Genomic DNA, 6,718 nt, shown 5'->3' with positions numbered 1-6,718 from the left:
GAGACGATCTCCCCCCAAGTGGGGGAGATGTCCGGCAGGACAGAGGGGGGCGCCATAGAGCGCCAACCTCAATAACGACCGAGCATTGACCGATGCCTCACACGACATTGCCTCCGCGAAATCGCGCAAATGCCAAGTCGATGCGGAAGGCGATGACCGACGCGGAATTGAAGCTTTGGAACGAGCTTCGCGCGCATCGGCTGATGGGGCTTGGCTTCCGGAGACAATTTCCAATCGCCGGTTACATCGTCGACTTCGCTTGCCCGGAGAGAAAACTCGTCGTCGAAGTCGATGGTTCGCAACATGCCGACGCCAATGCAGGCGATGAGGCAAGAACAAAGCGTCTTGAACAAGACGGCTGGACCATCCTGCGCTTCTGGAACGACGACGTCATTCGCGACATCGACAATGTCTGCCAGCACATTGTGATCGAGGCAGGGCTCGCAGGTGCGACTTGATACGCCGGCGGGACAGCGCCTTCGCACCACACCCTACCTCCCCTCCAGCCGCGCCGCCTTCTCCAGCGCCGCCAGTTGCGCTTCGTCCAGTGTCAGAAACCCCATGATGTGCTGCACCACTTCGGCGCGCGCGTTGCTCAGCGCGCTGTGCAGCTCGAAGCCGTTCGGCGTCCTGGTCTTGGCCAGCCACTCGCCATAGGACGGGCGGCGGTAATAGCCGGTCGCCGCCGTCAGGTCGGCCAGCACCATCTCGCCGTCCTGGCCTGAGAACACCCTGAGATAGGCCCTGGTCAGCGCATCCTGCGCCTTTGCCGGGCCGCCGGCCTGGCGCGAATGGGCGAAGCGTTTGCCGCTCATGCGCCGCCGCCCTCGCCGCCCTGCGGCATCAGCCCACTGAGACTGTCGAGCAGGCCGCTGTCGCGCGCCTGAACCGCCGCCGGCACGGCATCCCTGGCAACCTTGCCGGCGGTGGCGATCGCCGCCATGCCGGCCTGCGCTTGTTGAGCCCTGGCTCTGGCATCGCGAATCCCCGCCACCTCGTCCTGGCGGCGAAAGATGCGCTGCGGGCTGCGGCCGGCGCTCTGCACGATCTTTAGCGCCTCGTCGCCGTCGATATTGTCCATCACGCCTGGGTCGAACTGCGCCATCTGCATGGCCGTGGTCACCACCTGGATGGTGTCGCGCGCCTCGGCCGAGCGGCGCAGCACGTCGAGCGGGCCGGTGAAGGTCGGCCGCACCGCCTTGCCGGCGAGGCTCGCCGGCGGCAGGAATCGGCTGTCTTCCTCGTATAATCCTTTGTCCTCGAGGATACCGATCTCGCGGTCGAGATTAGAGGCAAAACCGGCCTGGATGATCGAGCCGGAGGGGCCGAGCAGCGCGCCCTTCTCCTCCTGCCGGATCAAGGCTTCGGTGGCCGTCATCTGCGGGTTCTGCACCAGCGTCTGGAACAGGTTGACGAACATCATGTCGCGGATCTCCTCGGCCCGGCTTTCGGCGTAGTTGAACGCATAAGTCGGGTTCTGCCCGGTAACGATCGGCGCAATCAGCGGCCGGCCATTGTCGTCGATCAGGCCGGGATAGTTCTCGCCGGGATTGAGCACCGGCACATAGTCGAGCCGTGCCTTCGACGCGGTCGCCGGATCGGTGATCTGCTGCAGCGCCCTGAGGCCGGAGCGGCGCACGGCGTTTTCCTCGCGCACCGTCGTCAGCGCCTCGATGGTCGGCGAAATGCCATAGGGGTCGCCCTCGTAGCGTCGCCAGTTGAAGCACGACACCGGGAAGGAGCGGAAACCGCTCTCCCTGACGATGACCTCCTCGTCCTCGACGACGTGATAGGAAGCGAACGCCGTGTCGAGATATTGGAAGGTGCCGCCCAGCCGGTACATCTTGCGCTCGTCGCGCGGCTGGATGCACTGGATCAGCGAAATCTTGGTCTCGCACTTGGCTGGGTCGTCGACCAGCATTTTGATCCGGGCCGGCAGCTTCTCATAGCCGAGCAGTTGCGCCGCCTGCCGCGCCGTGCGCTCGTAGCGGCGGTGGAAAATGTCGACCTGGCCCCAGCGGTTGCGGCAGAGATAGCCCTCGACCACCGGGATCGAGGCATAGCGGATCAGCGTGCCGCCAAAGCCCTCCTCGGCGTAGAGATAGGCCGGGCCGTAGCGCACGACGTTGCGAAGGCAGGCCTGCGTCGCCGGCACGAAATTCGAATTGGCGGAATAGCGCAGCGCAAAAAGGAAATCGCGAAGCGCTTCCGCCCACTCCTTTTCCTCGTCGGTTTCCTCGTCATTCATGGCGGCGGTCGACAGCCCGTGCCATTTTTCCGACTGCGGGATGATCAGGCTTTCCAGCCCCGCGGCCAGCCGGTTGGCGGCCGAGTTGATGGTGTTGGCGTAGACGCGGGCGCCGCGCCGCTCCTGCCGCTCGGCCTGTGGTTCCGCGCCCCGGCGCCCACTCCAGACATCGGGCGCGTCGGGGTCGCAGAATTCCGACACCGCCTCCCAGACAGTCTCATACTGGCTGCGCTCGCTCTCCAGTTCCGCCTGTCGCGACAGGATATCGTGGGCACGGGAATCGCTCGCCATGGCATTTCCTTCTTCGGTGGTATCAGCTTGTTCGAAGCCCAGATGTTGCCAAGGCCAGGTCGAATTTTGTTCGCTTTTGCGATGTTCAAGGGGGGGCGCGGCGGCGACTCAAGGAGATCGATTTGACAATGACGGAAAGCCTACCCGGCGCCCTGAAGAGGCGAAGCAAGCAGGTTGCAAAGCGGCTGCTCGGCTACGATTCCCGCAATTGGCTGCGCATCAGGCAGATCGAGGCGTTCACCGCGTTTCTTGAGGCCGACGGCCGCAAATCCTCTGACGTGATCGAGATCTCGCCCGGCTGGAACCGCCACTGGAAGACGATGTGCTCCAACTATGCATCGGTCGATTTCCCCGAATTCGACATCTGCAAGGACCGCACCGACCGCCAGTATTCCGTCGTTATCGCCGACCAGGTGCTGGAGCATGTGCAGCGCCCGCTTGCCGCGGCACAGAATATCCACGCCATGACCCGGCCGGGCGGCTGGGCGATGGTGGCGACGCCGTTCCTGTTCAGGGTGCATGCCAGGCCGCACGACTACAACCGCTGGACCCCCGCCGGCCTGAAGCAGCTGCTGGTCGAAGGCGGCTTCCCGGAATCCGGGATAGAAGTGTTCAGCTGGGGCAACAGAGCCTGTGCTAAGGCCCATATCGGCGGGCCGGTGCGCTCCTACGGCCTATGGCGCGACCTCAGCAACGACGAGGAATATCCGCTGATGGTCTGGGCGTTCGCGCGCAAGCCGGGGTGACAGCGCGCCACATCACACCCCCAGCAGCACGCGGCGCTGGCCGGTGAGGTCGCTCGGCGACAGATCGGTCTTGACGGTGCTCAGCGTTCCCTGGCGCTGCTCGAGCTCGCCCTGAGTGCGGCTTCGCGCGCCTGCACGTCCTTGTCGGCAACGGTCGGTGTCGGTGGCAGCGGCTTCAGCGCCGGCGGCTTTTGAAATAGGCACATGGTTCCAGCTTTCTCTTGTCCAGTCATAGAGAAAAAAATCCTCGCCGTTCTTGCCGTAACCCGACAGGCGGCAGCGCTGCGTGGCGCCAAGCCGGGCCAGCCAGCGCAGCGCCAATTCATTGGTGGCCAGCGCCCGCGCCTCGACCCGCCAGGCGCCGTGCGCGGCAGCCTGCGGACCGAGCACGGCGCGAAAGAACTCGGTAATGCCAGGCACGCAGCGCTTCATGCGGCGCGTGCCCCAGCTCCAGGCGATCCATAAGCCGCCGCGCTGTTCGGCGGCGCCAAAGCCGGCCTCCGGATTGCCGTCCAGCTCGGCGACATAGGCAAACCCCTGCAGCGCCGTCAGCGCCAGCAGCGCCGGCGACCATTCGTCGAACTGGCAATCGATCTCAGTTTTGTCCTCGGGGCGCAGATTGGCGGCGATGTAGGAGAGGTCGCGCAGGGTTGCGGGGATGATGCGGACGGTCATGAGGCGATCATGGTATGTGGTTGCCTTCGAGTCACCGAAACGCCCCCAGCGGATCGCTCTGCCCTGCCTTTCGCCGTGCCGTCTTGAACTCCGCCGGGTCGACCACCGCTTCCCTCAGCATCATCACGCCATAGCGTGTCGCCGCCATCAGATCGTCGCGCAGTTTTACCACCTGGCCGTCTTTGCGGTGATAGAGCCGAAACTCCTCGAACCAGGGCAGAAGCGTCGAGAACACCTTGAAGCGGCCGCTCTGCATGCGGTCGAGCATCTCCATCAGCCCGGCCTCGACCGACACCGAACCGTCGGCGAAGTGCGCATGGCTGGAAAGCATGTTCAGCCCATGCGCGCCATATTGCCGGGCAAGTGCCACGCCCGCACCTTCCAGCGTCTCGCGGCGGCCGTCGCGCGGCCACGCCCAGGGCAGCCATTCGCCCCACGGCTTTAGGGTCAGCGCCTGCATGGCGGGAGTCTGCTGTGACGCCCGGCAGGCTTTGGTGACATAGACGACATCGGCCTCCGTGTCCCAGGCGAGCTCGACCGCTGCAGACGGATGATCCCAGCCGAAATCCAGCGCGCCGAGTCGCGGCCAGTAGCGCGGCAGCCGGAACGGCTCGCAGGCGATCAATTCTTCCGCCACCGGAAAGATGCGGCCGGAGCCGAGCACCGGAATGCCTTTTGCCCGCGCCTCGCGCTCATGCGCGGGATAGGCCGATATGATCGCGGCGCGCTGCTGCGGCGTGTAGTGCTCGGCATCGTCGATGGTCATGAAGGTGACGTGACGGGTCATATCTTCGCCCTCGCAGCTTGAATCATGTTGGGAGGCGCCGGACGTATGGTGTTGTTTGGCCAAGGACTTTTTGGATGGCGGGACAGCGCCCCCTCTGTCCTGCCCTCTCTTTGCCAAAATTTGGCATCTCCCCCTGGAGGGAGGAGATTGGATGTCGCATTGGCTCGCCAATCTCCAATGGTTGTAGGCAATCGGGACGCGGAAGCTGCCAATCTCCCCCCAAGTGGGGGAGATGTCCGGCAGGACAGAGGGGGGCGCGAAGGAACGCCACGGGTGAGTGGAAGCGAAGCTTCCTTCAAAAAACCACCTCACCTCCCCATTCCCTCCACCTCTCCCGCCGACAGGAACAACAACACCACATCCGACATGCCGAGCAGCGGCGTGAAGGTGACGATGGTGATGCCGCCTGTCGCGTTGGTGCGGGTCAGGCCTTCGGAATAGATGTCGAGCGGCGGTTCCTCGTCGAACCAGACGCCGTGCAGCGTTTCGCCCTGCCACTTTTCGCGGCCCTTCTCAAAACTCTTGAACGACAGCACTGATTCATCGGCCTGCACATCGCCGCCGCCGCCATGGCGCACCACGACGCTGTCCAGCCCATGCGGCGCGCCGCGACCCATGATGGTGCTGACAATGGCGGCGGCCGGGATCATGCCGGTGCCCCACGCCGCCGGCTGCTGCGGCGGGCCGATCAAAATGCGCTGCGGGTTGTCGCGCGTGCCCTCGGCGGTGACGCCTGCCGCCCACAGCCGCACGGCCGTGTCGAACACCTTGCCTTGCCACCACTCGGGATAACGGCCGGTGAGATGCATCGCCCATTCGGCGCCGCCGGCCCTTGTCTTGCCGAGCTGGTTGCCGGCCATGAACAGGCGTTCTCGGTTGATAGCACCGGCCGCATGGAACTCGGCCTGTCGCGGGTAAGGCCGGTAGGCGGCAAGCTGGTTAGTGCGCCGCCTCCGGTCCAATTCCCTGAGCAGGCTCAGATACTCGGTCTTCGCCGTCGAGGCCCGGCTTTGCGAGCCCCGGTTTTGCGAGCCCCGGTCTTGCGAGGCCAGGTCTTGCGACGCCAGGTCTTGCGACGCCAGACTTTTCGAGAAACGGCCGCAGGACGGCTTCGAGGCCGCGGATGCGCTGCCTGATTTCGTCATCGCTCAGTGCTTCCAGACTGTTGATGTTGAGATGCAGATCCTTGGGCAGCACCGACAGCACGATCTTCAGATACTGATCGGGCTTTTCGGTGCGAACCTCGGCGATGACACCGGCGCCATGCGCCCGGAAATCGGCGCGGATGGCTTCCAGAAAACCATCGGCCAGCGTTTTCTTCGCTCGCTTCGGCCGGCCGTAAGGCCCGGGTTCGGTCACATCAGCCGGTTCGTCGTCGAAAGGATCGTCAGTCATGCCCTACCCCGCCGTCCCGGCCGAGATAGCCGGCTTCGCTGTTTTCTTGACCGCATTCTTGGCCGGCCGCGCAGGTTTCTTGCGCGCCCGCTTGCCGGGCTTTGCCTTTGGCTTCCGCGCCCGCCTTACCGCATCGAGCCTTGCCGCATCGGGCCTTGCCGCAGCCGCGCTGCCGGATTTGCCGGCGCCTGACGCGGTTTTGAGCGTCGCCCTGGCGATAACCACCGCACCGACGCTGACGCTCATTTGCGCAAACCCGAAGCCGTCGGCCGCATCGACGGGGCCGCCGCGCACCATGCCGATCCGCACACCGACCGCGACCGGCTCGAATTGGCCGTGGCACACATCGGGCGCGCCCTCGAATTCGCCAATGGCACTGACGACCTCGCGGCCGTCATCGTCGCTGATGATGGTGGCGTAACGCTTGGACATGGCGGTCTCTGGTGATGGTGTGCGCTATGGCACGCGTGAAGAAACGTGTTGGCGAAAGTGACGATCACACGCGTCGCGATCCTCACGCCCCCTCTGTCCTGCCGGACATCTCCCCCTTGAGGGGGCGATTAGCAGCTTCACTCG

9 protein-coding genes are annotated in these 6,718 nt (G+C 64.8%); 2 read left to right on the top strand and 7 right to left on the bottom strand.

Features of this window, described 5'->3' with window-relative positions:
- The first annotated feature begins 92 nt into the window (after positions 1 to 92).
- Entirely contained in the window at positions 93 to 458 is a 366-nt protein-coding gene (locus tag NMG70_RS25125) for an endonuclease domain-containing protein (protein ID WP_254027019.1), read from the top strand.
- A 33-nt stretch (positions 459 to 491) separates the two neighbouring features.
- On the opposite strand, the gene NMG70_RS25120 is transcribed toward NMG70_RS25125, so the two are convergent.
- Positions 492 to 815, bottom strand: a complete 324-nt coding sequence (locus NMG70_RS25120; RefSeq protein WP_023798589.1) for a Bbp19 family protein — start codon at positions 813 to 815, stop codon at positions 492 to 494.
- On the bottom strand, positions 812 to 2,539 hold the full coding sequence (locus tag NMG70_RS25115; RefSeq protein ID WP_254027018.1) for a portal protein: 1,728 nt from the start codon (positions 2,537 to 2,539) through the stop codon (positions 812 to 814). Before NMG70_RS25115 ends, NMG70_RS25120 begins: the two co-directional genes overlap by 4 nt.
- Positions 2,540 to 2,667: 128 nt before the next feature.
- Between NMG70_RS25115 and NMG70_RS25110 the strand changes: the two genes are divergently transcribed.
- The gene (locus NMG70_RS25110) at positions 2,668 to 3,285 is read left to right on the top strand and encodes a methyltransferase domain-containing protein (protein WP_254027017.1); all 618 of its coding nucleotides are present in this window, start codon (positions 2,668 to 2,670) and stop codon (positions 3,283 to 3,285) included.
- A gap of 12 nt (positions 3,286 to 3,297) precedes the next feature.
- On the opposite strand, the gene NMG70_RS25105 is transcribed toward NMG70_RS25110, so the two are convergent.
- From NMG70_RS25105 to NMG70_RS25085, 5 genes are all read right to left on the bottom strand, one after another.
- The gene (locus tag NMG70_RS25105; RefSeq protein ID WP_254027016.1) at positions 3,298 to 3,960 is read right to left on the bottom strand and encodes a hypothetical protein; all 663 of its coding nucleotides are present in this window, start codon (positions 3,958 to 3,960) and stop codon (positions 3,298 to 3,300) included.
- A gap of 31 nt (positions 3,961 to 3,991) precedes the next feature.
- A complete protein-coding gene (locus tag NMG70_RS25100) occupies positions 3,992 to 4,747 on the bottom strand; it encodes a phage terminase large subunit family protein (protein WP_367185583.1) in 756 nt (251 codons plus the stop codon).
- Between the two features lie 308 nt (positions 4,748 to 5,055).
- The gene (locus NMG70_RS25095; protein ID WP_254027015.1) at positions 5,056 to 5,607 is read right to left on the bottom strand and encodes a terminase large subunit domain-containing protein; all 552 of its coding nucleotides are present in this window, start codon (positions 5,605 to 5,607) and stop codon (positions 5,056 to 5,058) included.
- A 79-nt stretch (positions 5,608 to 5,686) separates the two neighbouring features.
- Positions 5,687 to 6,142, bottom strand: coding sequence for a hypothetical protein (locus tag NMG70_RS25090; protein ID WP_254027014.1), 456 nt, complete (start codon positions 6,140 to 6,142; stop codon positions 5,687 to 5,689).
- 3 nt (positions 6,143 to 6,145) lie between these two features.
- Positions 6,146 to 6,574 carry a hypothetical protein gene (locus tag NMG70_RS25085; RefSeq protein WP_254027013.1) on the bottom strand — a complete coding sequence of 143 codons (429 nt, stop codon included), beginning with the start codon at positions 6,572 to 6,574 and terminating at the stop codon, positions 6,146 to 6,148.
- Positions 6,575 to 6,718 lie beyond the last annotated feature (144 nt).

The organism is Mesorhizobium ventifaucium (assembly GCF_935822925.1).
In the GTDB taxonomy this organism is placed as follows: Bacteria; Pseudomonadota; Alphaproteobacteria; order Rhizobiales; family Rhizobiaceae; genus Mesorhizobium; species Mesorhizobium ventifaucium.
Note: the sequence above shows the minus strand (reverse complement) of the source record. Positions and strands in the feature narration are given on the sequence as shown.

What these genes read in the sequence shown, in the direction of transcription:
- NMG70_RS25115 (WP_254027018.1), bottom strand. Translation starts at nt 2,539, where the DNA reads ATGGCGAGCGATTCCCGTGCCCACGATATCCTGTCGCGACAGGCGGAA.
- NMG70_RS25085 (WP_254027013.1), bottom strand. Translation starts at nt 6,574, where the DNA reads ATGTCCAAGCGTTACGCCACCATCATCAGCGACGATGACGGCCGCGAG.
- NMG70_RS25120 (WP_023798589.1), bottom strand. Translation starts at nt 815, where the DNA reads ATGAGCGGCAAACGCTTCGCCCATTCGCGCCAGGCCGGCGGCCCGGCA.
- NMG70_RS25095 (WP_254027015.1), bottom strand. Translation starts at nt 5,607, where the DNA reads ATGGCCGGCAACCAGCTCGGCAAGACAAGGGCCGGCGGCGCCGAATGG.
- NMG70_RS25100 (WP_367185583.1), bottom strand. Translation starts at nt 4,747, where the DNA reads ATGACCCGTCACGTCACCTTCATGACCATCGACGATGCCGAGCACTAC.
- NMG70_RS25110 (WP_254027017.1), top strand. Translation starts at nt 2,668, where the DNA reads ATGACGGAAAGCCTACCCGGCGCCCTGAAGAGGCGAAGCAAGCAGGTT.
- NMG70_RS25125 (WP_254027019.1), top strand. Translation starts at nt 93, where the DNA reads ATGCCTCACACGACATTGCCTCCGCGAAATCGCGCAAATGCCAAGTCG.
- NMG70_RS25105 (WP_254027016.1), bottom strand. Translation starts at nt 3,960, where the DNA reads ATGACCGTCCGCATCATCCCCGCAACCCTGCGCGACCTCTCCTACATC.
- NMG70_RS25090 (WP_254027014.1), bottom strand. Translation starts at nt 6,142, where the DNA reads ATGACTGACGATCCTTTCGACGACGAACCGGCTGATGTGACCGAACCC.